The 24,795-nt window shown below is 63.6% G+C and carries 23 protein-coding genes and 1 pseudogene; 7 read left to right on the forward strand and 17 right to left on the reverse strand.

Translation table 11 applies throughout. The features are described from left to right. Positions 1-450, forward strand: a pseudogene (locus tag L630_RS0111575) (C4-dicarboxylate ABC transporter); the annotation flags it as partial. Positions 451-621: 171 nt separating this feature from the next. Here the strand turns inward: L630_RS0111575 and L630_RS0111580 are convergent. Next, positions 622-1,380 (reverse strand): SDR family oxidoreductase, encoded by a 759-nt coding sequence (locus L630_RS0111580; protein ID WP_024848419.1) that lies wholly within the window; start codon positions 1,378-1,380, stop codon positions 622-624. 100 nt (positions 1,381-1,480) lie between these two features. On the opposite strand from L630_RS0111580, the gene L630_RS0111585 reads away from it, so the two are divergent. Then, on the forward strand, positions 1,481-2,398 hold the full coding sequence (locus tag L630_RS0111585; RefSeq protein WP_024848420.1) for a LysR family transcriptional regulator: 918 nt from the start codon (positions 1,481-1,483) through the stop codon (positions 2,396-2,398). On the opposite strand, the gene L630_RS0111590 is transcribed toward L630_RS0111585, so the two are convergent. The 3 genes from L630_RS0111590 to L630_RS0111600 all read right to left on the reverse strand — a co-directional run bounded on the left by L630_RS0111590 (position 2,395) and on the right by L630_RS0111600 (position 5,554). Further along, complete coding sequence (locus L630_RS0111590) at positions 2,395-3,978, reverse strand: sulfatase-like hydrolase/transferase (protein ID WP_024848421.1); 1,584 nt, start codon at positions 3,976-3,978, stop codon at positions 2,395-2,397. The genes L630_RS0111585 and L630_RS0111590 overlap by 4 nt on opposite strands. A 164-nt stretch (positions 3,979-4,142) precedes the next feature. Further along, positions 4,143-4,448, reverse strand: coding sequence for a hypothetical protein (locus tag L630_RS0111595; protein WP_024848422.1), 306 nt, complete (start codon positions 4,446-4,448; stop codon positions 4,143-4,145). A 101-nt stretch (positions 4,449-4,549) separates the two neighbouring features. After that, positions 4,550-5,554 carry a TerC family protein gene (locus L630_RS0111600; protein ID WP_024848423.1) on the reverse strand — a complete coding sequence of 335 codons (1,005 nt, stop codon included), beginning with the start codon at positions 5,552-5,554 and terminating at the stop codon, positions 4,550-4,552. Between the two features lie 312 nt (positions 5,555-5,866). On the opposite strand from L630_RS0111600, the gene L630_RS0111605 reads away from it, so the two are divergent. Beyond that, on the forward strand, positions 5,867-6,358 hold the full coding sequence (locus L630_RS0111605) for a MarR family transcriptional regulator (RefSeq protein WP_024848424.1): 492 nt from the start codon (positions 5,867-5,869) through the stop codon (positions 6,356-6,358). A 452-nt stretch (positions 6,359-6,810) separates the two neighbouring features. Next, the gene (locus tag L630_RS22195) at positions 6,811-9,174 is read left to right on the forward strand and encodes a PAS domain-containing sensor histidine kinase (protein ID WP_156941760.1); all 2,364 of its coding nucleotides are present in this window, start codon (positions 6,811-6,813) and stop codon (positions 9,172-9,174) included. Positions 9,175-9,311: 137 nt separating this feature from the next. Here L630_RS22195 and L630_RS0111620 read toward each other — a convergent pair whose 3' ends face one another. The 8 genes from L630_RS0111620 to L630_RS0111655 all read right to left on the reverse strand — a co-directional run bounded on the left by L630_RS0111620 (position 9,312) and on the right by L630_RS0111655 (position 17,302). Continuing rightward, positions 9,312-10,064 carry a phosphodiesterase gene (locus L630_RS0111620; RefSeq protein WP_024848425.1) on the reverse strand — a complete coding sequence of 251 codons (753 nt, stop codon included), beginning with the start codon at positions 10,062-10,064 and terminating at the stop codon, positions 9,312-9,314. Positions 10,065-10,112: 48 nt separating this feature from the next. After that, positions 10,113-11,147 (reverse strand): LacI family DNA-binding transcriptional regulator, encoded by a 1,035-nt coding sequence (locus L630_RS0111625; RefSeq protein ID WP_024848426.1) that lies wholly within the window; start codon positions 11,145-11,147, stop codon positions 10,113-10,115. Further along, positions 11,144-11,980 carry an ABC transporter permease gene (locus L630_RS0111630; RefSeq protein ID WP_024848427.1) on the reverse strand — a complete coding sequence of 279 codons (837 nt, stop codon included), beginning with the start codon at positions 11,978-11,980 and terminating at the stop codon, positions 11,144-11,146. The genes L630_RS0111625 and L630_RS0111630 overlap by 4 nt, the downstream gene beginning before the upstream one ends. After that, complete coding sequence (locus L630_RS0111635; protein ID WP_024848428.1) at positions 11,977-12,810, reverse strand: ABC transporter permease subunit; 834 nt, start codon at positions 12,808-12,810, stop codon at positions 11,977-11,979. Before L630_RS0111635 ends, L630_RS0111630 begins: the two co-directional genes overlap by 4 nt. Positions 12,811-12,872: 62 nt before the next feature. Further along, a complete protein-coding gene (locus tag L630_RS0111640; RefSeq protein WP_024848429.1) occupies positions 12,873-14,009 on the reverse strand; it encodes an extracellular solute-binding protein in 1,137 nt (378 codons plus the stop codon). A gap of 26 nt (positions 14,010-14,035) precedes the next feature. Continuing rightward, entirely contained in the window at positions 14,036-15,196 is a 1,161-nt protein-coding gene (locus L630_RS0111645) for an ABC transporter ATP-binding protein (protein ID WP_024848430.1), read from the reverse strand. Positions 15,197-15,430: 234 nt separating this feature from the next. Further along, on the reverse strand, positions 15,431-15,991 hold the full coding sequence (locus L630_RS21370; protein ID WP_245263718.1) for an isochorismatase family cysteine hydrolase: 561 nt from the start codon (positions 15,989-15,991) through the stop codon (positions 15,431-15,433). A 171-nt stretch (positions 15,992-16,162) separates the two neighbouring features. Beyond that, positions 16,163-17,302 (reverse strand): ABC transporter substrate-binding protein, encoded by a 1,140-nt coding sequence (locus L630_RS0111655; RefSeq protein ID WP_024848432.1) that lies wholly within the window; start codon positions 17,300-17,302, stop codon positions 16,163-16,165. Between the two features lie 175 nt (positions 17,303-17,477). On the opposite strand from L630_RS0111655, the gene L630_RS0111660 reads away from it, so the two are divergent. Beyond that, positions 17,478-18,374, forward strand: coding sequence for a MurR/RpiR family transcriptional regulator (locus L630_RS0111660; protein ID WP_024848433.1), 897 nt, complete (start codon positions 17,478-17,480; stop codon positions 18,372-18,374). A gap of 27 nt (positions 18,375-18,401) precedes the next feature. Next, positions 18,402-19,712 carry a glutamine synthetase family protein gene (locus tag L630_RS0111665; RefSeq protein ID WP_024848434.1) on the forward strand — a complete coding sequence of 437 codons (1,311 nt, stop codon included), beginning with the start codon at positions 18,402-18,404 and terminating at the stop codon, positions 19,710-19,712. A 36-nt stretch (positions 19,713-19,748) separates the two neighbouring features. Here L630_RS0111665 and L630_RS0111670 read toward each other — a convergent pair whose 3' ends face one another. From L630_RS0111670 to L630_RS0111690, 5 genes are read right to left on the reverse strand one after another with little or no spacing between them, the layout of a single operon-like run. Continuing rightward, positions 19,749-20,387: an isochorismatase family cysteine hydrolase gene (locus tag L630_RS0111670; RefSeq protein ID WP_024848435.1), complete on the reverse strand. Its 639-nt coding sequence runs from the start codon at positions 20,385-20,387 to the stop codon at positions 19,749-19,751. Next, positions 20,384-21,436 carry a branched-chain amino acid ABC transporter permease gene (locus tag L630_RS0111675; protein WP_084465954.1) on the reverse strand — a complete coding sequence of 351 codons (1,053 nt, stop codon included), beginning with the start codon at positions 21,434-21,436 and terminating at the stop codon, positions 20,384-20,386. The genes L630_RS0111670 and L630_RS0111675 overlap by 4 nt, the downstream gene beginning before the upstream one ends. Continuing rightward, positions 21,417-22,307, reverse strand: coding sequence for a branched-chain amino acid ABC transporter permease (locus tag L630_RS0111680; RefSeq protein ID WP_024848437.1), 891 nt, complete (start codon positions 22,305-22,307; stop codon positions 21,417-21,419). The genes L630_RS0111675 and L630_RS0111680 overlap by 20 nt, the downstream gene beginning before the upstream one ends. Continuing rightward, entirely contained in the window at positions 22,304-23,041 is a 738-nt protein-coding gene (locus L630_RS0111685; RefSeq protein ID WP_084465956.1) for an ABC transporter ATP-binding protein, read from the reverse strand. The genes L630_RS0111680 and L630_RS0111685 overlap by 4 nt, the downstream gene beginning before the upstream one ends. Next, positions 23,034-23,768: an ABC transporter ATP-binding protein gene (locus L630_RS0111690; RefSeq protein ID WP_245263720.1), complete on the reverse strand. Its 735-nt coding sequence runs from the start codon at positions 23,766-23,768 to the stop codon at positions 23,034-23,036. Before L630_RS0111690 ends, L630_RS0111685 begins: the two co-directional genes overlap by 8 nt. A 213-nt stretch (positions 23,769-23,981) precedes the next feature. On the opposite strand from L630_RS0111690, the gene L630_RS0111695 reads away from it, so the two are divergent. Continuing rightward, positions 23,982-24,770 carry an N-formylglutamate amidohydrolase gene (locus L630_RS0111695; protein ID WP_024848440.1) on the forward strand — a complete coding sequence of 263 codons (789 nt, stop codon included), beginning with the start codon at positions 23,982-23,984 and terminating at the stop codon, positions 24,768-24,770. Positions 24,771-24,795 lie beyond the last annotated feature (25 nt).

Genomic DNA, 24,795 nt, shown 5'->3' on the forward strand with positions numbered 1-24,795 from the left:
TGGGACGACGTGGAAGTCGCGCTGCGCACGGGCGACCTCGACGGCGTTGCCTGGTGCGGCTTCACCGAGACCTATGAAGTGGGTTGGGCGGACGTGTGCAAGTACGCGCTGTCGAACTCGGTCACCGGCGCCTGGTTTGGCTCCTACTTCGTCAACACCGAGAGCTGGAACAAGGTGCCGCCGCACCTGCAGCAGCTCTATCGCACGACGATTGACCAGTCGCACTACTACCGCAACGTCTGGTACTGGGGCGGCGAGGCACAGCTGCGCGTCCACGGCGAGAAGCTGGAGCAGACCGAGCTTCCGAAGGAAGAGTGGGCACAGATCGTCAAGGATGCCGAGAGCTTCTGGGACGAGATCGCGGGCGAATCCGAGCGCGCGCGCAAGGTCGTAAAGATCTTCAAGAAGTACGCTGCCGACCAGGAAAAGGCCGGCTACCCGTACCGCTAAGAGATATCAGTGCGGGAGCCTTCTCCCGCCCTGCTACTGTGTGCCTGCCGGAAATGGCCCCGGCAGGCCTATCCAGATCGGCGAGGGGTGCGCAGCCGCCCCTCGCGTCGTTTCGACAGATGTCGCCACAGATCGCGCTGATCCCTGACGACAACCCCGCAACACTTTCAGTCAGATCGCCTGGCCGCCGGAGACCTCGATGCGCTGGGCGTTGACCCAGCGGTTGTCCTCCGAAAGCAGCGAAGCGATCATCGGGCCGATGTCATCTGGAACGCCGGGGCGGCCGAGGGCGGTGAGTTCGGCGATGTGGCGGGCGACGTCCGGATTGTCGCGGACGATGCCGCCGGAAAAGTCGGTCTGGATGGCGCCGGGTGCGACGACGTTCACCGCAATGCGGCGGGGCCCGAGTTCCTTCGCCATGTAGCGCGTCATCACCTCTACCGCCCCCTTCATCGACGCGTAGACGATACGGCCCGGGTTGATGATGCGCGTCAGCCCTGACGAGATGTTCACGATCCGCCCGCCGTCGGCGATCAGGGGCAGCAACGTCTGCGTGAGGAAGAACGGCCCCTTGACGTGCACGCGGTAGGCGGCGTCGAAGTCATCCTCCGTCGCCTCATCGATCAGGCCGCTGTGCGACGTGCCAGCCATGTTGACGAGATAGTCGAAGCTATCCGCGTCCCATCCGCCGAGCACGCGCCTGACTTCCTGCGCGAAGACGGGGAACGCTTTCGTGTCGCTGGTGTCGAGCGGCAAGGTGGCGGCCCGGACGCCCTTCTTTCGGATATTTGCGACGACTTCGTCGGCTGCGGCCTGGTTGCTGTGGTAGGTAAGGATCAACGAGACGCCGCGACGCGCCAGCGCTTCTACGGTCGAGCGGCCAAGTCCGCGGCTGCCGCCGGTGACAAGAGCGATGCGGGATTGAGACATAAAAACCTCCTGTTCGTGAGGTCCCCAATCTGGGCGTTACGTGCCGCCATGATTAGACCGTGTTTTCGGTCAGCATTGTTTGGCAGGGTGGAACAATCGCATGGACAGGCTGGCAACGCTCAATCTCTTCGTCCGCATCGTCGAGCGCGGCAGCTTCAGTGCCGCGGCGGCGGACTGCGGCGTGTCGCGTCCCGTCGCGACGGCGGCCATCAAGGCGCTGGAAGAGCGGCTGGGCGCGCGGCTCCTGCAGCGCACCACCCGCCATGTCCAGCCGACGGCCGAGGGCGAAACTTATTACCGCCGCTGCGTTGCAATCCTCGCCGAACTCGAGGACGCCGACCGCAGCGCCGGCGGCGCGATCTCCGGGGTGGTGCGCGTCGACGTTGCTGGTCACCTGGCCCGCTCGATCCTGCTTCCCGAACTGCCGGCGTTCCTTGCCCGGCATCCCGGGCTCAGCGTCCACGTCGGCGAAGGCGAGCGTTTCGTCGACCTCGTTCGTGAGGGCGTGGATTGCGTCGTGCGCGCAGGCGAACTCGCAGACAGCGACATGATCGTGCGGCGGCTTGGGCTGATGGAGGAGGTGACGGTGGCGAGCCCGGCCTATCTTGCTTCGCATGGCACGCCCCGCACACCCGACGATCTCGAAGGGCATCAGATGATCGCCTTTGTTTCGTCGCGTACGGGCCAGCCGCTGCCGCTTGAATTCACCCGCGACGGCGAGGTGATCGAGGTGATGCTGCCAGCGCGTGTGCTGGTAAGTGGCGCCGACACCAATGCCGCCGCCGCGCTGCATGGTCTCGGCCTTGCCCAGGCGCCGCGCTATCGTTTCGCCGAGGATCTCGCCAGCGGTGCGCTGGCGGAAGTGTTGCCCGACTTTCCGCCGACGCCAACGCCCGTTTCGGTGCTCTATCCGAGCAACCGGCAGCTGTCGCCGCGCGTCCGGGTGTTCATCGACTGGCTGGCTGAAACGATCAGCCCGAAGCTCGACATGGGCCGCAGGGGCAAGAAGCAGGCCTAGTCGAGCGCGCGCACCCGGCCGGTCACGTCGTGGAACTCGTAGAGGTGATCGTCATCGGGCACGACGAAGGTCCTGTCCGGAAGCCGCTCGAATTTGGTGCCGAACAGCGCATTGAACAGGATGCGGTAGGTGTTCACCGGCGTGAGGTGCTCGTCGATCTCATCGGCGCCCGGAATGCTGTAGGCGCTCAATATCCCGGTCTTGATCCGCAGGATCGGGTCGGGCTGGTCCTGCCAGGCAACGTTCGGCTCGCGCGCCGGAAACGGGCCTTCGTCCGACTGGATGATGATTGCAGCCGGGTTCTGCCGGTCTGCCTGCAGGGCTGGTACCAGTTCCCGGATAATGCGCCCGGCATATTCCACCTGCTCAAGATAGCCCTTTTCGAGCCCGCGCCGTCCGGACTGCTCCATCGTCAGGCACTCGCCCTCGGGGGAAAAATTGTACGGCCCGTGCGGAACGAGGAAATGGGCGAAAACGTAGACCGGCTGATCCTGCTCGCCGATCGCCTTGATCTCTTCGATCTGCGCTTTCACCCGGTAGCACTGGGCGTTATCCCAGTCGAGGAGGCTGGTTTCCGGCGCGTCAGGCAAAAGGTGCAGAAGCGGCCGCAACACCGTACGGCGCAGGTAAAGCATGTCGAACTCGTTGAGGCCGTGTGGCCGGTTTTCGTCCGCAAGCCGGTTGTGAAACGTTCCCGTCCACCATGAGCCGAACTGGATGAAGCGGTAGCCGCGCGCCTTGAGAAAGCGCCCCGCCCGGTGGTCCGCGAGCATGGACAACACCGGCTGCCAGTTGCTGCTGCCAGCAAGGTCCGGCTTCCCGTCGAACAGGTCGAGGTAGTCCATGTAGAAGGTCGAGGCGAGCGAATGGGCGGTGCGGTGATAGTTCGAGTGCGCATCGCGCAGTACCCGAAAGCCGCGGTCCTCCAGGAAGGCGACCAGCGGGCTGTCGTCGTAACCATAATATTCGGCGAGCGTGGTCGGCGAGGCGTAGCGATCGAAGACAAAGTGGTAGATGTCGGGCGGCCGATCGCCCTGCTGCTGCGCAGGGTCAGCCGGAGGCAGTGCCTCGGCCGCCTGATAGGGGTCGTAGATGGCACGCGAAGCCCCGTTGCGCCATTCAAACGCCGCGGCCTGCAGGCCGGGCGTCGCCACCATCACCGCCGCGAGGCAGTTCAGGATGACGGCGAGAATGCGCACGACGGAGTGGGGCAGCCTTGCCGCGACGAAGGTGAGCACCACCAGTGCGGCGAGCGCGAGGGGCAGTGAGCGCACCATCTCGAATCCGCCCTCGACTAGATCGTTGAGAGCGCCAAACACCGCGGCGTAGAACAGGCTGCCGACCACCCAGATGCTGGCGATCAGCCCCGCCCGTGCGCCGTCCCGCCAGATCATAAACGCGAGCGCATAGACTGCTGCTGCGAAGACAAGCGCACCAAGGAGCGCTCCGACGACATGCATCGGCGACACCTGGTTGAGATTGCTCGCCATCAGCGCGAGCACCGAGGCTACGGCGAAGAGAAAAGGGTGTAGCGGCCAAGTGAGGATCGGGTTCGGAGCGCGGGACACCTCGGCGTTCATGGCCGGATCAGCCTGTCGTCGCCAGCCGACAAGTGCATTTCCGGTCGAGTGGAGTCCTTATCGCGCATTCGTCACCGCTGCTTGTCCCGTACCCGGGTTCTCACAGGATACCAAAATGTATGTAGGAGAAGATGGGAAGTCGGCAACACTAGCAAAGCAAGCTTCTAAAGCTTCCGGCAGGATGTGGCCCTGATCAGGATCTCGTCCTGGTCGAACTGCTTTTCGAGGTGCCGGCGGTAGTTGCGCCACCATGCTTCGTCGAGTTCCTCGACCATCACCTCGACGATGATGATTTGGTCCTTCTCGATCGTCTCGCCCGGCTTCCACAGTCCGAGGGCGGGAGAGCGGGTGAAGGCGGTCGCGCCGCCGAATTTTTCGGCAAGGCGCGTAACCAGACCTTCAAGCTCGCGACGGCCGACGCGGCGGCCGTCGCCAGTTTCCAACGGCAGGAAGACTTCGACAACGTACACTGGTTACCCCTCCGCCTGATCGCGGTTTGACCTGATGAAAATGCAGATCTGGTGGGCAAGTTCCTGCGCAGGGGCGTCCCAACCGGGACACCCCTGCATGCTTATCGTTCCGACCCGCTTGTTGTGGGCAGGGTTTCCTCTTCGCCCGTCGTCTTCCAGAGCGAATAGACGACGCCTGCGGCAATCAGCGCCAGCGTGACGCCGAGGCTCAGGAGCGGCGGGAACTTGCCGCCTCCGAGCGCAAAGTCTGCAACGAAGATTTTCGTGCCGATGAAGACCAGCACCGCAGCCAGCGCATATTTGAGGTAGTGGAACCGGTGCACCATCGCCGCCAGCGCGAAGTAGAGCGCGCGCAGGCCGAGGATCGCCATGATGTTCGACGTGTAGACGATGAAGGTGTCGGTGGTGATCGCGAAGATCGCCGGCACGCTGTCGACGGCGAAGACGAGGTCGGCAATGTTGATCACCACCAGCGCCAGGAACAGGGGCGTTGCGGCGAGCACAAATTTTCCGGTCTTTGCATCGAGTGTCCGGACAAAGAACTTCTCGCCATGCGGGGTGTGGGTCACCGGCATGTGGCGCGAGATGAACCGCACCGCCGGATTGTTGGCGACGTCAATTGGCTCGTCTCCGGTGAAGAACATCTTGATGCCGGTGAAAATCAGGAAGGCGGCAAAGAGATAGAGGACCCAGTAGAACTCGTTCACGAGCGCTGCGCCGCCGGCGATCATGATGCCGCGCAGGACGATCACGGCCATGATGCCCCAGAGGAGCGCCCGGTATTGAAATTTTCGCGGTATGGCGAAATAGGAAAAGATCAGGCTGATGACGAAGACGTTGTCGATCGATAGCGCCTTCTCGATGAAATAGCCGGTCAGGTACTGCATGCCGGGTTCAGACCCGCGCGCATACCAGATCCACCCGCCGAACATGAGCGCGATGGCGATGTAGAAGACGGACAGCTTCAGGCTTTCCGCGATGCCCATTTCGCGGTCCTCCTTGTGGAGGATGCCAAGGTCGAATGCGGTGAGTGAAATGACGAGGCCAAGGAAGGCCAGCCAGAACCATGCCGGAGTTCCCAGCCAGTCAGTAAACAGAAGTTCCACGGGATTGCTCCTCTCGAATGATGTGCTCGATCGGAACGTCCTGGAATTTGCGGGGGAGCGGACCACCGCGGCATCGGAACATTCCGATGCGGCCGACATGACGGAAGACTATGCTCCCGACAGAGGGGCCCGGTCCGCGCAGGTCAGATGGGGTGGGAATACGGAGTTTTCAATGGTCCTTACGGCAGTTTTTTGCAGTTGATCGCTAAATGCGGCCAAAGACATGGCTCGCGTGGGTTGCTGCCCTAGCGTCATTCCGGCTACAGTGTTGCGTCGGTTCTGGCCGACTCTCAGTCGAAGGCCCTCCAGAGCATGAAATATCCATACCGGGATACGGTCCCTTACTGCATCACCCAGATTTCGACGGTGTTTAACGAGGTGGTTTCAAACCGTCTCGGTGAATACGGCATATCGATCCCGAGCTACCGGGCCCTCGTGGTCCTGCAGGACGGTGTCGTGCGCACGCTGAAGGAACTGGCGCAGATCATTTCCGTCGAACAGTCGACGCTGTCGCGCCAGCTCGGAGCGATGGTCAAGGAAGGCCTCGTCACTCGTACCCGCCCCGAGGACAACGGGCGCATCGTGCGCATCGAGATCACAGATCGCGGACGGCAGGTAATCGAAAAGCTGATTCCCGCGATCCAGAACCTCGAGGAAGTCATGCTTGAGGGGATCAGGCAGGGCGGCATCGCCGACCTCAAGTCCAATCTCAAGCAGATCGCCCAGAATCTGCAGAAGTTGCGCGATACCGAGCGCAAGGTCGCGCCTGCCGAACTGCGCGAGCCAGAGCCCGCGCTCGACTAGAACAGGAAGTCGTCAGGCGGTCGAGCGTGGCGATAAGGCGACCTATCACCTCCATCGTCGACATCAGCGCCTCGGCTCCGGCGGGAAACCGCTCCTCGAGATGCTGGGTGCGCAGTATTCAGTCTGCCGGCCAGCCCGCGCTGTATCGCGGAGAGATCGACCGGCATGTCCGCTGCAAGTGCAACTGACATGATCACGCGCTTAGCTTGTGGCTCGGCGTTGATGATGGGCGACCTGCTCGAGCGGGATGATGCGGTCGACGCAGCCGCGAAACGCGGGAGGTCTGAAGAGCGAGCCTAATATCGGATGGAAACGCCCGATATAGCAGCTCCCGGCACGAAAGCGCCATGCAACCAACTTTGGCAGCGCGCGTTTGATCGCAGCTGCGGAGAGGGTTGTGGGGCCATCAATTGAACGACAAGCTGGCAGACATCTTCCCGGGGACGAGCGTGATGGCAGAAACCATGCGCGCACGGGGATGGGTGGACACGCCTCTTGGGCCACCACAGCAGTGGCCAGATGCGCTGAAGATTCCCCTGCGCATGCTGCTCACCTCACGTTTCGAGATGTGGCTCGGCTGGGGCCCTGACCTCCGGTTCTTCTACAACGACGCCTATATTCCGACGCTCGGGATCAAGCATCCGGACGCGCTCGGCAAACCGTTTCGTGAGGTCTGGTCCGAGGTCTATGAGGACGTTGCCGACCAGGTCGAGCGTGTGCGCTCGGGCGAGGCCACCTGGAACAAGGCGCTGCTTCTGTTGCTGGAACGCAGCGGCTACCCGGAGGAGACCTACCACAGCTTTTCCTACAGCCCGCTGTTCCTGCCCAACGGTGAGGTTGGCGGCCTGCTTTGTGTGGTCACGGAAGAGACGGCTCGGGTGATCAGCGAGCGGCGGCTGGAGACGCTGCGGCATCTTGGAACGTCGCTTGCCACCGCAACGGACAAGGCCGCGATCAAAAGCGCGGTGAATTCGGTTTTTGCCGCCAACCAGTGCGACTTTCCGTTCGTTGCCCTTCATCTTGCGGGCGACGAGCAGCCCGATGATTGGGAAAAGATCTTCCCCGACGCGGCCGGTCGATCCATGGATTCGTTCAGCCAGTCTGGCGAGGTGGTGCAGCTGATGCCCGATATCGACTGGCCCTGTGGTGCCTGGGACCGGCCGCCTTCAAAGGCGGTCGCGATTGCCGTACCAGGTCTTGGCGAGGGTGCCGTTGCTGGTTTGCTGGTGCTCGCGCTTAATCCCTATCGCGTCGAGGATGAGGATATCCTCAATGTCGTTCAGCTGATTGCCGGGCAGATTGGCAGTGCGCTTGCCAATGTCGTCGCGCTCGACAACGAGCGCCGCCGCGCCGACCGTCTCTGGAGCGTATCGCGCGACCTGATGCTGGTCATCGATGCCAAGGGCATTTTCCGATCCGTGAGCCCGTCATGGACCCGGATCCTCGGCCACCCGGTGGAGGAGGTCGTGGGCCAGCATTTCAGTGGCTTCATGCACCCTGAAGAGGTCGAAGAGAGCGAGGCAGCGCTGCGGCATGCGCTGCACGATCAGGAGCTTAGTAATTACGCGAACCGGCTGCGCGCGATCGATGGCAGCTATCACCTCATCGAGTGGCACACGACGATGGAGGATGGACTCGTCTACGCCTATGGCCGTGACGTGACCGAGCGCGACGAAGCCCAGCGCCAGCTTGAGCGCGCGCGCGACGCGCTGTTCCAGAGCCAGAAGATGGAGGCGATCGGTCAGCTCACGGGCGGCGTGGCGCACGACTTCAACAACCTGCTGATGGCGATCATGAGCAGCCTTGATTTGTTGCGCAAGCGCCTGCCGCCTGATCCGCTGGCGCAGCGGCTGCTCGTCAATGCGGTGGAGGGCGCACAGCGCGGGGCGACGCTGACCCAGCGCATGCTCGCCTTCGCGCGCCGCCAGGAGCTTCATCTCGATAGCGTTGATGTTGCCCAGCTGCTTGCCGGGATGAATGACCTCGTGCAGCGGTCGATCGGTCCGGAATGGCCGATCACGACGAACTTCCCGCTGCGGCTGCCCGCCGTACGCGCCGATGCGAACCAGCTGGAGATGGCGCTGCTTAACCTGATCGTGAACGCGCGTGACGCGTCCCCTCTGGGGGGCTCGATTGTCATTCTCGCAAGCGCAGAGACGATTGCTGGCAGTTCAGGAAGTGGTCTTCAGCCGGGCAACTATGTCCGCATCGTGGTGCGCGACCAGGGGACCGGCATGGACCGCGAAACGATGCGGAGGGCTACTGAGCCGTTCTTCACCACCAAGGGTGTTGGCAAGGGGACCGGCCTCGGCCTCCCCATGGTGCACGGCATGGCGCAGCAGCTTGGCGGCACATTTGAACTCGTCAGCGAGATGGGCAAGGGAACCAGCGCCATACTCTGGCTGCCGGCGGTTGAACACCACATGGTGCCGCTGCAAGCCGCTCCTGCAGAGGAGACGCCGGCCGTGAGCGAATGCCGACTGACGGTCCTCGCGGTGGACGACGACGCGCTCGTCCTGATGAACACCGCCGCACTCCTGGAAGACCTCGGGCATGAGGTCATCGAAGCGATGTCGGGTGCCGAGGCGCTGGAGAAGTTCAGGGAGCGGCCGGACATCGACCTCGTGATGACCGATCAGGCCATGCCCAACATGACAGGCATCCAGCTGGTCACGGCCCTCGAAAATTACGGCCCGGCGTCCCCGTCATCATCGCCAGCGGCTACGGGGAGGGCCTTGAAGTACCCGGGCGCGACGTCGAGCGCCTCGGCAAGCCTTTTGACCAGCGCAAGCTTGCGGAAGTCATTGCGAGGGTGATGGAGCGGGCGGACAACAAGAAGACCGAGGCTGTCCTTGCCGAGCATCCTCAGTCGGACATCCGTTAGATCCCCACCCTCCTCGTCAAAGATCGTTTCCTTGGCAACGGCTGGCTAGGATGGCCCGTGGCTTCTCGGTCACCTCCGCGCCTCGAATTCGCGCATGTGCACGACGATGCCTGCATTGGTAGAGAGCACGATGTGGTAGGCCGGGGGTTCGAAGCTGACGCGGTGCGGGCCTGAAAAGGCAAGAGCGGATTGATGGTTGGTGCTGCGCAGCGTCGTGAACGGGATGCCGCCCCAGTGACCGCTGGCGAAGATGTGCACGTGCCCTGCGAAGATGTGGCGGACGTTGCCGTGTCGCTTGAAGATTTCGAGCAGCCGGTCGGGGTCGGTCAGGCGGCAGTCATCCATCGACGCCACGCCGATCTCGAATGGCGGGTGGTGCATGACGACGAGCGCGTCGGAGGTCTTTCCCAGCTCCCGGTCTGTCCAGGCAAGGCGCTGGTCGCACAGCTGCCCGTCGACGTGGCCCGGCCAGAGCGTATCAAGGAGGAGCAAGCGCTTTCCGCCGGCATCGATCGCCGCGTGGGTGAAGCCATCTCCGCTCGCCGCCTCCGGAAAGGCCGCGATCAGCGCGGCGCGGTCGTCATGGTTGCCTGGCACTATCCGGAAGGGCGGGCGCAGAGCCTTGAGCTTCTCGGCAGCGGCCGCATAGGCGGCCGGCAGCCCGTCATTGGTGATGTCGCCGCAAAAGACGACGAGGTCGGCGTCTGCATGTTCGGCGTTGATGGATTCGATGCACGCTTCGAGATTGGCGAGCGGGTCGAAGCCGAACAGTTTTTCGCCGGGGGCGACGAGATGCAGGTCGCTGACGAGAATGAGTTTCATGTCTTTTTTCCGGAATGCCTGGCGGGAAGAAGTCTCGTTTGTGGCTGATCACGCATGCTGGGGCTCGGCGAGTGCGCTCTCGCGCTGGATGAAGGCTGCGTCCAGCTGGACCACTGAATCCGGCGCGTGCGGATTTTCGAGCCGACGCTCCAGCTGGCGGATGACCTCGGCCGCCATCTCCTCCGGGTCTTGCCGGAACGTGCTGAGACGGTAGGCGTCCCAGGACGCCTCGGGGATGTCATCGAAGCCGATAACCGAGACATCGCGCGGCACGCGAAGACCGAAGCGGTTGCGTGCTGCGTCTAGCAGGCCGAGCGCCATCAGGTCATTGACGCAGAACACAGCCTGCGGCGGGCTTACGTTGCCGAGCAGCGAGGCCGCCGCCTGCTGACCACCGGCATAGTCCGAGTCGCGCCCTCGGGCGACGGCGACACTTGCGCCAAGCATCTCAGCCGTCTCGATGAACACGCGCTCCCGTTCGACGATGCTGGGCGTGGCGGACTCGGATCCCGCAACGGCAAGACGCTTGAGGCCGAGATCGATGAACTGGCGCGCGGCACGGGCGGCAGCACCGGCATTATCGATGCGGACGTGATCGCAGCCCGGCTCAGAGCGGCCGAGCATCACCAGCGGCTGGCCGTTGCGGCGCGCAAGCTCCACGAACGAGGCTGGCGGTGAGCCGGACAGGATGATCGTGGCCTCGGCGCGGTAGCCGAACAGGGCGGTCTGTGCCGCCTCCATCTCCTGCTCGGAGCTGCCGGTGTTGATGAGAAGCGGAATGCTGCCGCGCCGGATAAGCGCCCGCGTGAGTGCGGCGACAAGATGGGCGCGAAAGCCGACTTCGGGCTTAGTCGTCACCAGCCCGACCAGCCGGCTGCGGTTGGCGAGCAATCCGCGGGCAAGGTCATTGACCTGGTAGCCGAGCTTGGCCGCCGCCTCCATCACCTTGTCGCGCGTCTCGGCGGCGATGCTCGCGCCCGGCGTGAAGGCGCGCGATACGGCCGAGCGCGATACGCCCGCGAGTTCGGCCACCTGCTGGGCGCTGACGAACCCTGACGCCTTCTGCCTACTTTTCCTGCTCAATGGCCGACCTTCGACAATACGTCCGACTTCAGGAAGCGTTCGATTACCAGCATGAACCCCACCGACGGAAGCAGCAGCAGCACGGCAGTGATGGACGCGATCTGGTAATTGCCGCCCGCGCTTGCCGTGTAGAGAAGAAGCGGCATCGTGTTCACGTCGGGTGCGCCGACGAAGTAACTGCCGGTGAATTCGTCGAGGGATTCGAGGAAGACGAAGATGGCGCTGGCGAGGAGCCCCGGTGCGGCGAGCGGCAGCGTCACATCGCGAAAGGTGCGAAGCGGCGAGGCGCCGATCGAGCGGGCGGCCTCCTCCAATTCCCGGTCAATCGAGGCAAAGGCGGCGGTCGCGATCCAAACCGCATAGACGAGACCATGGGTGACGTGGACGAGGACGACGCCCGCGACCGTGCCGTTGAGGCCGAACTGGTAGAACAGGCGGGCAATGTTCACGTAGACCGGCAGGTTCGGGAACGCCTGCGGGATGAGGAAGGTGAGCATGATCAGCGCCCGCAGCGGCAGCCGCAGCCGGGCAAGCGCGTAGCCAGCGGGAACGGCGAGAGCCATAGCCAGCGCCACTGTGAGAAACGCGACGAGGATGCTGTTGGTGAGTGACTCCATCGCCGTGCCCCGCGGCGAGAACACGCGACCCCAGTAGCTGAAGCCGTATTCGAGCGGCAGCGCGTGCGGAAAATACCATCGCTCCGTCACGGCCCACAGGAACAGGTTGGTAAGCGGGCCGAAGATGATGAAGGCGACCAGCCCGAGCGCGATCGAGCGCGGGATCCACCACAGGTCGAGGGAGAAGGCAGGGCGCGAGGCGGCGATGGTCGTCATGCCCGCTCCCTCAGGGTCTGGCGCAGGTAGAACCAGCCGACGCAACCGCTCGCGACGAGGGAAATGAGGCCGAGCGCGTTGGCGACGCCGTAGTCGCCATAGGCGTTGATGCGGAAGGCAATGTCGGCGGTGATCATCGTCGGCGACTGCGCGTTGATCATCAGCGGCACCGACAAGACCGACATCATGGTGACGAACGACAGCACCAGCCCGACCATCAGCGTGGTTGCTACCTGCGGCACGACTATCTCAATCAGGATGCGCAGGCGCGAAGCGCCGAGATTGCGCGCCGCCTCGATGGTGCTGCGGTCGAGCGCGGCCATGGCGCCGGAGACGAGCAGGGCGACAAACGGCGTCTGCTTCCAGACGAAGGCGATGACAATGCCGCGCCAGTCGAGGAAGCTGGTCGCCTGCAGCGGTGTGATCAGGCCGACCTCGATCAGGATGTTGTTCATCAACCCGTTCTTGGCGAGGAAGGTGCGCAGCACCTGGCCGACAACGATGAAGGGGATGAACAGCGGCCAGCGATAGAGCCAGCGCAGGATCGCGACTGCGCGCGGGTTCTCGCCGAGGACGAGATAGCCGCCGATCGCGATCGAGAAGATGCCGATCAGCAACGTCGACAGCGAGACGATCACCACCGTGAAGATGATGTCGGAGGTGTAGAGTTCGTACGACTTGATGAAATTGCCAAAGCCGAAGCCGCCATTGACCCTGAAGGCGCCGACCACGGAGCTGGCGAGTGGCACCACGAACAGGAGCACGATTACTGCCAGCGCAGGCAGGACGAGAAGAAGCCCGAGGATGCGGTTCGGCGTGTCGTTGGTCATCGGGGTGTCCGGCGCAAAGCGGCCGCCCGCCGCGGGGCGAGCGGCCTTCTGCTCGTGCGGTCCTAGTTGGTGACGTGGCGCTCGTAGGCTTCAAGGATCGCGTTGTTGAAGGGCGTGATCGGGAATGGCTTGCCGTAGCTGGCAAGATCCTCGGGCGTCACGTCCGTGAACAGCTTGTTCCAGGTCTCCTCGTCGAGCTCTGCCTGGACGTGCTGGGCGTCGATACCCGGGTACCAGTTGAAGCGCTTGACGATGCCTTCGGCCTGCACCTTCGGGCTGGTGGCGAGTTCGACGAACTTTTCGGCGAGCTCCTTGTTCGGCGCCTTCTCCGGGATCACGTAGTGCATTGGCTGGCCGGGCATGCCGGGCGCCGGCAGCACCAACTTGAACTCGGGCGGCAGCTGGCCGCTCGCCTGCCAGGAATAGAACATGTCGACCCAGACAGGGCCGATCGCGATCTCGCCGCGCGACAGAAGGTCGAGCGTACCGGCATTGCCCGGCGTCAGCGTTGCGTTGGTGGTGAATTCGGCGAGCTTGTCAAAGGCCGCCGACCACTTCTGCGTTTCGGCTTCCTCGAACGGGCCGTTCATCAGCTTGTTGGCGTCGCCCTCGCCGAAGGCGTAGATCCAGCCCATCACGAAGCTCACGCCCGAGGCGCCGCCCTTGATGCCGTTGTAACCGAACTGCTTCGGGTTCTCCTTCACCCACGCGGCGAGTTCCTCATAGCTCTTCGGCGGGTTCGGCAGCAGCGCCGGGTTGTAGGCAAGCGCCGTCTGGCTGTTGAACATGGGCATGACATAGCCCTTCACGTTCGTGCCGAGCGCCATGTCGGCATTGGAACGCGTCACCAACTTGCCGCTCGAGATGCGGTCGCGATAGGCGTCTAGATAGCTATTCTCGACCAGCGGCCCCACGAACTTCTCGTGCACGACAGCAACGTCGGTGTCCCAGGTCTCGCTCTTGGCCTGAGCCTGCGCGTCGAAGCGCTCGACGATCTTCTGCGACCCGGCATCACCCGGCCCGGTGCCGACGGCACGGACCTTGTGGCCCGGGTTCTGCTCCTCGAACAGCGGTCCAAGATATTCGTTGATGTAGTCGACCATGTTCTGGTCGCCTGCGGTCATGACGGTGAGTTCTGCGGCAGCAGCCGGCATGGCTGAAAGCCCCAAAGCCAGCGATGCGTGAAGGAAAGTCCTCATGATGGTTGTCTCCCGTTCGACTTCTGTCATGCGTGGGATGCTTCCAGGACGCGGGCGGCGCCACCCTCGTTCAGGGAACCTTGTTGCGGCCGCCCAGGCATGCGGCCCTGCGAATTAAAGATGAAGAGATTTTCCGCGGGGATGCGGACGCGCACTGCCTCGCCCTGGCCGAAGGCGTGAGGCGCATCGACGAGCAGAACATCGTCGCCCACCCGCACCGAATGGCGCCAGGTGCCGCCCGGATAACTCGCGGCCTCCACGCGCCCGATGAGGTCGAGCGCATCCCCGGCAGGCCGCGTGGTGCCGTCGTCGGCGAGAAGCTGGGCGCCTTCTGCGCGGAACCGCGCTTCGTACGCGCCGTCGACCAGCGTCCTCCCGTTGAGAGGAAGGTCGGCCTCTGCGTTGATGGCGCTGGGCTCGATGCGCACCTTGCCGCCGCCCGCCCTGCCGTTCAGTGCCACGACGTTCTCCGCGCCCATGAAGGCGGCGACGAAGGGCGAGGCGGGGCGGTTGAACACCTCTTCGGGAGTTCCCTGCTGGGCGATGTTGCCCGCATCCATGATGACGATCCGGTCGGCCATCACCATCGCCTCCTCCCGATCGTGGGTGACGTGGATGGCGGTGATGCCAAGGCGCTTCTGCAGCGCGCTGATGTCGTGGCGCACCTTGAGACGGATGCGCGCGTCGAGGTTCGACAGCGGTTCGTCGAGGAGCAAGATTTCGGGGTCGATCGCGAGCGCGCGTCCGAGCGCGACGCGCTGGCGCTGGCCACCTGACAGAGCCGCGGGCTTGCGCTGGCCCAGCCCCGCGAGGCCGAGCAATATTTGCAGCTCTTCGACACGGCTAGCGATTTCGGCGCGGCCCATGCCACGCAGCTTCAGCCCGTAGCCGATATTCTGCGCCACCGTCATGTGCGGCCACAGCGCGTAGGACTGGAAGACGAGCGCCATGCCGCGCTTGTCGGGTGGCTGCTGCGTCACGTCGCGGCCGTTGACGAGAATGCTCCCGGATTTCGGCTTGTTGAACCCGGCGATGGTGCGCAGCAGGGTGGTCTTGCCGCAGCCGGACGAGCCAAGCAGCGCTACGAACTCGCCCTTCCTGATCGACAGGCTGAGGTTCTTCAGGATGTCGAGCTGCCCATAGCCGACGACCACGTCCTCGACGCGGAGAAAGCCCTCTGCGCTCACGAATTTCCTCCCAGGTACAGCTCTGCCCTCCCTTGCACAGCTGTGCAATGACGATGGCAGCGGGATTACGTTAAGTCAAGGACTAGCAACGCTAGATTACAGGCGTGTGACAGTCGGCGAGAATGGGGCGCTCACAGGGAGGCGCAAGACCTCAGGGAGGCATGCGGCAACAGGGCGTGAGCGGTTGCTTACACCCTGCCAATGGCGAAAAGAGAAAGATTGTGCGCCAGAGCCTCAGACGATGTCCGCCAGCACCTCATCTACCGTCTGCAGGCGGCAGTAGCCGCCAAATGCCTTGAAGGCCCCTTGGTGGCGGGCTTCGGTGTAAGAGGCGCAGGCGTTGGTGGCGCACACCATGTAGTAGCCGCGGTCGGCGCCGTCGCGGATGGCCATGTCGACGCACTGGTCGGTGAGGAAGCCGGCGACGACAACATTTTCCGCGCCAAGATTGCGCAGCACATAGTCGATGTTGGTCGAGTTGAAGACGCCCGACGATGTCTTTGGCAGCACGATCTCGTCGTCCCGCGGCGCGACCATATCGATCACCTCTGCAAGCGGCGAGCCGCGCGGTACCAGGATGTTGGACAGCTTATGGTCGAGCGAGCGGTCCCGTCCGTCGCGGGTAAGCGCCTCGATCACCGTGTAGACCACTTCCGCGCCCTTTTCGCGGGCGCCGCCGATCAGCCGCTTCATCGCGGGTAGGGCGCGATCATGCACCGCCCGGTCAAACTCGGGATATTTCTCGAGGACTTCCGGCACCAGCTCGGCCTTCTGGGCGTCGACGATCAGAATCACCGTCCGCCCGGCCTCCAGTTTCCGGTCCCTTCCTTCGTAACGTGCAAGAGTGCTGCCCTGTCTGCTGTTCATCGACTGCCCATGGAATCTTCTGGTGCCGGCCTGGCCGGCTCTTCAACAAAGAAAAGGACAGGGCCGGCGCCCTGTCCGTGGCGTAGCGGGAGAAGGAGCTTACTCCGGACGCCAGATCTCCTCGACCTTGAACTCGCCGCCGGTGACGCTGACGATCGAGATCGGCTTCGGGGGCACCATCGAGGCGCGCGTGTAGCTGATCTCGCCGGTCACGCCCTTGAAGCCCCGGGTTTCGGCGAGCGCATCGCGGATCTTCGCCGGCTCGTCGGAATTGGCGCGGCGGATAGCGTCGGCGATCAGGTTCAGAGCGTCATAGCCGAGCGGCGCGAAGGAGTTTTCCGGCTCTATGCCGTACTCGGCCTTGTAGTCCTCGATGAACTTCGCGACTTCCGGCCGATTGTCGCCAAGATAGGTGTGGGTCGAGAAGTAGACCTTGTTGGCGAGGCTCGGTCCCGGCACCGTCGAGACGAGCTGCGTGTCAAAGCCGTCGCCCGACAGGATCGGCATGTCGATGCCCTGCTCTCGGATCTGCTTGACCGAGAGGCCTGCCTCGGACGGGATCGCCGAGATGAAGACTGCATCCGGCTTCGGCTCAACTGCGGCGAGGCGCGCGATCTGCGCCGAGAAGTCGGTGTCACCCATCATGAAGGCATCTTCGCCGACGATCTCGCCGCCCTTCTGCTTGATGCGCTCGATGAAGTACTTGCTGAGTGCCTTGGTAAAGTCCATCGAGTTGTCGGTCCACACCGCCACGCGGCGCACACCGAGCTTGTCATAGGCATAGTCGGCGATCGCGTAGGACTGGTCGTCGTCACCGAAGGCGGTCATGAACATGTGGTCGCCGACCCACTGCGGCAGCTCGGGATGGGTCGCGCCCGAGGTCAGGAAGGGGATACCCTTCTCCTGGAAGAGCGGCGCAGCGGCCATCACGAAGGTGGTGTCCGACTGGCCGAAACCGGCGACCACTCCTTCCGAGAGCACGCGCTGCGCGGAAATCGCGGTCTCCTGCTGGTCAGTCTTGCCGTCGGGAGCGATCAGTTCGATCTGCTTGCCGAGCAGACCGCCCGACGAGTTGATCTGCTTGGCGGCAAGCTGCGCACCCTTCAGCGACGGGCCATCCAGCGAGGACATGCCGCCTGTGAGGTTGTACAGGGCCCCGAGCTTGATGGCGTCCTGCGCGCTTGCTGTTCCCAGCATTGCGGCCAGCGCCAGGGCAGATAAAGAAACCAGTTTGTACATCTTTTGCTTCCCCTCGTTATGCCGTCGTCTCCGACATCCGGGAGGCCAGATGCGAAGATGTCCGGCGTTTATCCCGCAAGGATGCTCCCCTGCGTCATCTTCGTCAACAGAACGGTACATTTTTCTTCAATGAATCGAATTTGTCTGATTTGATACAGGTGAGAGGTGCATTGGAATGACAGCTAACCCGGCCGCCGACGTGCAGGAAATCTTGAGGCGCGAGCTGCCGTCCCTGAGCCAGCGCGAGGCGCGCGTGGCGCGCCACCTGCTGGCAAATTACCCAATGGCAGGCCTTGGCACGGTGGCTGAATTTGCGGATCAGAGCGGCGTCAGCACCGCTACGGTGCTGCGGCTTGTGCGCCGGCTGGGCTTTCCGGTCTACGCGGATTTTCAGGATGCGCTGCGTCGCCATCTCGAAGTTACGCTGCAGTCGCCGCTTCTGCGTTTCAGCGAGCCGCAGGACCGCCCCGCGGGGGAGGGCGCGCATTTCCTGCAGCGCTTCACCGGCAACCTCGCTGCAGCGCTGCACGAACTGGAACACGGGGTGCCCGAGGCCGAGTTCGACAAGGTAGTGGAACTGCTTGCCGATCCACGCCGCGACATTCATTTCGTCGGTGGCCGCTACTCATCCAATGTTGCAGCCTATCTCGCGGACCTGCTCGCCGCGGTTCGTGGGAAGGTCAACATTGTCGGCGGACAGACCCAGCGCTGGCCGCAGCACCTGCTCGAGATCGGGCGCAACAGCGTTGTGGTCGTCTTCGACGTGCGCCGCTATCAGCGAGACGTCATCGATTTCGCCCACAAGGCCGCGAAGGTGCAGGGCGCGACCGTCGTGCTGATCACGGATATCTGGCAGTCGCCGGTAGCGCGCGTGGCACGATACGTCCTCTCGGTTCCTGTCCAGTCACCCTCGGTGTTCGACATGCTCACCATGGGCATGGCGCTCGGCGAGGCACTGGTCGGCGCGTCAGCAGCCCGCATCGGCGGCGATGGCAAGACGCGCATGGAGCGGCTGGAGGCTTTGCGCGAGGAACTGCCGCCACAGCGGCCGGCGCGCGGCACGAAGACTTGAATAACATAATGAAAAGAGGGGTCCAGGATGAAGCGTGAAGAAATAGTCATGCTGTGTACGAACGATCTCGGAGGTCAGACGCGGGGCAAGGGCTTCCCGCTCTGCGATCTCGAAGATCGTCTGAAGAAGGGCATCGGCTGGACGCCGACCAACAGCATGATCACGTCTCACGGGCCGATCGCGCCAAGTCCCTGGGGCCCCTTCGGTGATCTCGTCCTCATCCCGGATCCGGCGAGCCGCATCCGTGTCGATTTTGGGGCCGACGCCGCGGCCGAGCATTTCATCCTTGGCGACATCATGCAGCTCGGCGGCACGCCTTGGGCGGTCTGCCCGCGCAGTTTCCTCAAGCGCGTCCTGGCCGAGATCGAGATCCGCCATGGCCTGAAGGTAAAGGCGGCTTTCGAGCACGAATTCGTCTACGAGGCGGTCGAGGAGCGGCCCAACTCGAGCTATGCGCTTGATGCCTTCCGCCGGCAGGGCCTGTTCGCTGAAAGCTATCTCGGGGCGATGAAGGAGGCGGGGCTCGCCATCGACACCTTCATGCCAGAATATGGTCCGAAGCAGTACGAGGTGACGGTGGGACCCGCCATCGGCGTTGCCGCCGCCGATCAGGCCGTCGCGGTCCGCGAGATTGCCCGCGCCGTCGCTCACAATCTCGGCGGGCGCGCCAGCTTCACGCCGATACTGCGGCCCGATGCGGTTGGCAACGGCGTCCACGTCCACTTCAGCCTCATCGATGCGGCGACCGGCGAGCCGGTCAACTACGACGCCTCGCACCCGGGCGGCATCTCAGCGCGCGCCGGCAGCTTCGTCGGCGGCATTCTTGCCAATCTGCCGGCGATCACGGCGATGACTGCCGCCGCCACCGTCTCCTATCTGCGCCTGACCCCGAACCGCTGGAGCGCGGCATACAACAATCTCGGCTACCGTGACCGCGAGGCCGGCGTGCGCATCTGCCCGGTGTTCCAGAAGAGCGAGATCGCGCGCCAGTTTCACTTCGAGTTCCGCGCCGCCGACGCAGCAGGGAGCCCCTATCTGGTGCTGGGCGCGATCCTTGCCGCGGGCCTCCAGGGCCTCAACGCCTCGCTCCCGATCCCGCAGGTTTGCGAGGGGGCGCCACAGAACCTGCCGGAACAGCGGCTTCGCGAGCTCAACATCGTGCGCCTGCCGCAGTCGCTCACCGAGGCGCTCGACCTGTTCGAGGCTGACAAGGTGCTGGAAGACACAATCGGCGCGGAGCTGAAGGCTGCCTATCTCGCCCACAAGCGCTTCGAGGCGAAGATGATGGAGGAACTGTCGCTCGAGGAGCAGTGCGTTCGGTACGCCAAGGCCTACTGACTAGGTGTTGGTGGCGGGCAACCGCCACCCCCTCCCTCACGCGAAATCGCGCTCCATGGTGGCGATCATCGAGCTCGTCGTCTCGGTTCGGCAGTAGCCCTTGAAGGCATTGAGTGCCGCCGTGTGACGCTCGCGCGTGTCGGTCGCAACGCCGTCGCTGATGCAGATCATGTGGAAGCCGCGGTCAGCACCGTCGCGAATGGTGTGGTCGACGCACTGGTCGGTGAGGAAACCCGTGACCATGATCGTGTCGATGCCGATATTGCGCATCAGGTACTCGAAATTGGTCGAGTTGAAGAGGCTGGACGAGGTTTTCGGGATCACCATCTCGTCGCGCTCCGGGCGCAGTTCATCGATAACCTTCGCATCGTGCGAGCCCTTCGGGATAAAGAAGCCCGAAAGCTTGTAGTCGAGGCTGCGGTCGCGCCCATCCTCGGTAAAATTCTCCATCACCGTGTAGACGACCTCGACCCCAAACCGGCGCGAAGCCTCAATGAGCTTTGCAATATTCGGAACGACGAATCCGCGCACATCCTCGTAGAACTCCGGTCGCGGGTGGCGGTTCTTCTCGTCCATCACCCAGTTTTGGGCGTCGATCACGAGCAGGGCCGTGCGCGCCGCCGTCAGCCGCAGCGCACGGCTCTCGAACACGTCCTGCGGGCGGGGTGAACTCATAGGTGCTTCTTTCCGTTCAGATAGTGCTTCACGAAGGCGGGCTCGTCGCTGCCGCACAGACCTCGTGGGCGTAAGTAGAGCACCAGGATCAGGCTGAGCGCCACGATCACCTGGCTCATGCCGTAGAGGCCGAAGGATTCTTCCACCGGGCGCAGCAGCTCCGATACGATGGTGATGGCAAACGCCGCGATGACTGAGCCGACGATGCTGCCCGAACCGCCGATGACGATCATCACGACGAGGTTGAAGGCAAGCACAATCGAGTAGGTGCGGGGCGTCACCACGCTGATGAGGTGCGCCATCAGCGCGCCGGCAACCGCCGCGAAGAATGCGCCGATGACGAAGGCGAGCATACGGATGCGCACCGTGTCGATGCCGGTGCATTCGGCGGCAAGGTCGTTTTCGCGCGTTGCCATCATCGCGCGCCCAAGCGAGGAAAACTTGATGCGCCAGACGGCGGCGACGGTCAGAACCATGAAGCCGAATGCCCACCAGATGTTGGATAGACGCGGAATGCCGGACAGTCCCGCCCCACCGCGGGTAATACCGTTCCAGTTGAGCGCCAGCCCCTGGACGATGACGATCAGGCCGAGCGTTGCCACGGCAAGATAGTGCCCGCGCAGGCGCAGCACCGGTAGCCCCACGAGGAGCGCGACCAGCGCGCCCGCAAGCCCGGCGATGACGGTGGCGGGCAGCAACGACAGGTCCAGGCTGGCGATGAACTCCGGCAGGTCAGGCAGCATCGATGCCTTGCGCCGCGAGGGAAAGGTGAGGATCGCCGCGACGTAGGCGCCGATGGTCATGAAGGCCGGATGACCTAGCGAGAACATGCCGGTCATGCCGTTAGTAAAGGTGAGCGACACCGCAAGCGCTGCGTTGATGAACATGACGGCGATAAGCGTCGTGAGATACGCGCTGGAACCCGCCGTCACCAGCCACAGGGCAACGGTCGCAGCCGCTATGAGCAGGGCGATGCGCAAGGGTGCGGCAAGCCATTGGCCGCCGCCCGAAGTGCCCATGGTAATGGTTTCAGGCGCGCTCTTCGACATGGCGGACAAACAGCCCCGACGGCTTGATGAGGAGGATCAGGATCAGCAGCGAGAAGACGAAGGTGTCACGGTAGCCGGCGTAGGCCTGCGGCAGCAGCCCGACAAACAGCACCTCGGCGAGGCCGAGGATATAGCCGCCAAGCATCGCCCCGCCAATCGAGCCGACGCCGCCGATGACGCAGGCAATAAACGCCTTCAGCCCCGGCACGGAGCCGAGCAGCGGATCGATTTGGCCGAACTTCCCGCCCCAAAACAGGCCGGCGACGGCGGCAAGCGCGGAGCCGATGGCAAACGCGGCAACGATCGTTCGGTTGACGCCGATGCCCATCAGCCGAGCCGCCATCAGGTTTTCCGCCGTCGCCCGCATCGCTCGTCCGAGCCGCGTACGGTAGACGATCACGAACAGGATCGCGATCAGCGTCAGGGTCAGGCCGATGATGACGAGGTCAGTGAGCGACGCGCTGACGCCGCCGAGCGAGACGCGCTGGCGCATCGCTTCCGGAAACAGGAAGTTGCGCGGCTGGCCCGACAGCAGCATCAGTGCCGAGTTCTGGATGGTGATCGAAACCGCAAGCGAGGCGATGAAGCCGGTCACCTGCGGCGCGCCCAGCATAGGCCGGAACACGACTGTCTGAATCATCGCGCCGGCCAGCGCCCCGACGAGCAGCACCACCAGCAGCGTCACTGGCCAGGGCGTCCCGTAGAACAGCATTCCGAGCGTCGCGAAAGCGCCGATCATCACAAGATCGCCGTGGGCGAAGTTGATGAGGCGGACGATGCCGTAGATCATCGAAAAGCCAATCGCGACGAGCGCGTAGAGGCTGCCGAGCGCAAGCCCGTTGATCAACTGCTGGAACAGATACTGGCTCATGCGCTCACCCCGAGATAGGCCTGCCGCACCCGGTCGTTTTCCATCAGCGACGCGCCGGTGCCGGAAAGCGTGACGCGCCCATGCTCCATGACATGCGCGCGGTCGGCGATCTCCAGTGCCATGGCCGCGTTCTGCTCGATCAGCAGGATGGTGACGCCCCGCAGCCTGAGCTCGGCGATGACGTCGAAAATCGTGTCGATCACCTTGGGCGCGAGACCGAGGGATGGCTCGTCGAGGAGAAGCAGTTTCGGTGCCCCAAGCAGTGCCCGGCCCATCGCGAGCATCATTTGCTCGCCGCCGGACAGCGCGCCTGCTGGTATCTTCTCGCGTTCGCGCAGGATGGGGAACAGCCGGTAGACCTCTTCGGTGGTCTGCGCGATCCAGTCCTTGTCGGTGCGGGTGTAGGCACCGAGCGCGAGGTTGTCGGCGACGGAGAGCGACTGAAAGATCTGCCGGCCTTCCGGGCAATGGATGAGGCCGTTGCGGACGATCGTTTCCGTGGAAGCGCGCGTAAGCTCGATCGTTCCTTCATCGGTCGTCATCCTGGCCGTGCCGGAACGGGCGGGAAGAAGCCCGGACAGTGCCAGCAGCGTCGTCGACTTGCCGGCACCATTCGCACCGATCAGCGCGACGAGCTCGCCCCTGGCGACCTCGAACGAAACATCCTTCAGCACATGGGTTGCGCCACGGAACACGTTCAGTTCGCTGACCTGGAGGATGGGTGCATCAGGCATGGGCGGCCCTTTGTCGTCGCGTGCCCAGATAGGCTTCGATTACGGCAGGATCAGCCTGCACTTCGGCGGGCGCTCCCTCGCAGACGAGTTTTCCACGATTGAGTACCTGGATGCGGCGGCACAGGCTCATGACAAGGCGCATGTCATGTTCAACCACCAGAACGCCAATGCCCATCTCCCCGTTGATGCGGCGGATGAGTTCGACGAGTGCCTGCGTTTCGCTGGGGTTCAGCCCCGCGGCGGGCTCGTCAAGAAGCAGGGCCTTCGGCTGCGTGGCAAGCGCCCGCGCTATCTCGACCCGGCGCTGGTCGCCATAGGAAAGGTCGCCGGCGCGCCGGTCGATCGCATCCGCCAGTCCCACCTCGCGGATGATCTTTGTCGCCTCTTGGGCGATCTGCCGCTCGCTGCGTCGAAATGCTGGCAGATAGGCGAGGGTAGAAAACAACGAAGAACCATGACGCAGATGCCCGCCGCACATGACGTTCTCGAGCACGGTGAGGTCCGCAAACAAGCGGATATTCTGGAAGGTGCGGGCGAGACCCGCCTGCGCGAGCTTGTGCGGCTTTTGCCCGGTCATGTCCTGCCCGCCGATCAGAATCGCTCCTTCCGAGGGCTTGTGCACCCCGGTGAGCAAATTGAACGCGGTGGTCTTTCCGGCTCCGTTCGGGCCGATCAGCCCGGCAAGGTCCTCGGACCGCAGCACCAGTGAATAGCTGTCGACGGCCACCAGCCCGCCGAAGCGTATGGAAAGGCCCTTTGCCTCGATGATTGGCTCATGGGTCATGCGTTCTAACGCTTTGACTCGCTTTGACGCGGCTCTGTTTCTGTTCCCCAGGGTGATGATAGGGGCGGGGGCGAGATGGCGTCAACGAAAAGATACAACTTGAATTCCATTCGCAGATTTGTACCATTTCAGACATTCTGCGCCGGAGACAAACCCTTGACCCGTTCAGTTCAGGCGAACGCCATTGCGATCCTCGCCGAAGACGAGCCGCATCCGCTTGAGGCGTACAACGAGAACGGGTCTTCGGATTATGTGCTGATCTGCGAGCATGCCGGGCGCCGCATTCCGCGCCGCTATGGCGACATGGGGCTGTCGGAAGAAGACCTTCAGCGTCACATCGCCTGGGACATCGGCGCAAAGGACGTCGCGCTCGAACTTTCTACGCTGCTCGACGCGCCCTTGTTCACGCAGGTCTATTCGCGCCTCGTCTGCGACTGCAACCGCCGTCCCGACGTTGCCGACTTTGCGCCGACGCGCAGCGAGGACACGGTCATTTCGGCCAATCTGGATCTCAACGAAGAGGAAAGGAAGGCTCGCGCCGACGCGATCTTCTGGCCGTTCCACAACGCGGTCACCGCCGCGCTCGACGCTCGCGCGGCCGCCGGCCGCCGCACGATCCTCGTGACCGTGCACAGCTTCACGCCAGTGTTCCTGGGCAACAGCCGCCCGTGGGAGATCGGCGTGCTCTTCAACCGCGACAATGTGCTGTCACCGGCTCTCGCCGAGTGGCTCAAAATGAACACCGCTTACTGCGTCGGCATCAACCAGCCCTACAGCGTCGGCGACGATACTGACTACGCGATCCCAATCCATGGCGAAAAGCGGGGTCTGCCCTGCGTCGAGATCGAAATCCGCAACGACCTGATCCGCACGGCCCCCGCTGCCCGTGAATGGGGCAAAGTGCTGGCAAGAGCGCTGCGGGAGACGGCGGTTAAACTTGGATGATAATCTTCGCCCGCATTAAATCGCC

It is taken from the genome of Aminobacter sp. J41, from assembly GCF_000526635.1.
Taxonomy (GTDB): Bacteria; Pseudomonadota; Alphaproteobacteria; order Rhizobiales; family Rhizobiaceae; genus Aerobium.

Excerpts from the sequence above, each read along its gene's own strand:
- L630_RS0111580 (WP_024848419.1), bottom strand. The coding sequence starts at position 1,380 with ATGTCTCAATCCCGCATCGCTCTTGTCACCGGCGGCAGCCGCGGACTT.
- L630_RS0111585 (WP_024848420.1), top strand. The coding sequence starts at position 1,481 with ATGGACAGGCTGGCAACGCTCAATCTCTTCGTCCGCATCGTCGAGCGC.
- L630_RS0111590 (WP_024848421.1), bottom strand. The coding sequence starts at position 3,978 with ATGAACGCCGAGGTGTCCCGCGCTCCGAACCCGATCCTCACTTGGCCG.
- L630_RS0111605 (WP_024848424.1), top strand. The coding sequence starts at position 5,867 with ATGAAATATCCATACCGGGATACGGTCCCTTACTGCATCACCCAGATT.
- L630_RS22195 (WP_156941760.1), top strand. The coding sequence starts at position 6,811 with ATGGCAGAAACCATGCGCGCACGGGGATGGGTGGACACGCCTCTTGGG.
- L630_RS0111620 (WP_024848425.1), bottom strand. The coding sequence starts at position 10,064 with ATGAAACTCATTCTCGTCAGCGACCTGCATCTCGTCGCCCCCGGCGAA.
- L630_RS0111630 (WP_024848427.1), bottom strand. The coding sequence starts at position 11,980 with ATGACGACCATCGCCGCCTCGCGCCCTGCCTTCTCCCTCGACCTGTGG.
- L630_RS0111635 (WP_024848428.1), bottom strand. The coding sequence starts at position 12,810 with ATGACCAACGACACGCCGAACCGCATCCTCGGGCTTCTTCTCGTCCTG.
- L630_RS0111640 (WP_024848429.1), bottom strand. The coding sequence starts at position 14,009 with ATGAGGACTTTCCTTCACGCATCGCTGGCTTTGGGGCTTTCAGCCATG.
- L630_RS0111655 (WP_024848432.1), bottom strand. The coding sequence starts at position 17,302 with ATGTACAAACTGGTTTCTTTATCTGCCCTGGCGCTGGCCGCAATGCTG.
- L630_RS0111660 (WP_024848433.1), top strand. The coding sequence starts at position 17,478 with ATGACAGCTAACCCGGCCGCCGACGTGCAGGAAATCTTGAGGCGCGAG.
- L630_RS0111665 (WP_024848434.1), top strand. The coding sequence starts at position 18,402 with ATGAAGCGTGAAGAAATAGTCATGCTGTGTACGAACGATCTCGGAGGT.
- L630_RS0111670 (WP_024848435.1), bottom strand. The coding sequence starts at position 20,387 with ATGAGTTCACCCCGCCCGCAGGACGTGTTCGAGAGCCGTGCGCTGCGG.
- L630_RS0111675 (WP_084465954.1), bottom strand. The coding sequence starts at position 21,436 with ATGTCGAAGAGCGCGCCTGAAACCATTACCATGGGCACTTCGGGCGGC.
- L630_RS0111680 (WP_024848437.1), bottom strand. The coding sequence starts at position 22,307 with ATGAGCCAGTATCTGTTCCAGCAGTTGATCAACGGGCTTGCGCTCGGC.
- L630_RS0111685 (WP_084465956.1), bottom strand. The coding sequence starts at position 23,041 with ATGCCTGATGCACCCATCCTCCAGGTCAGCGAACTGAACGTGTTCCGT.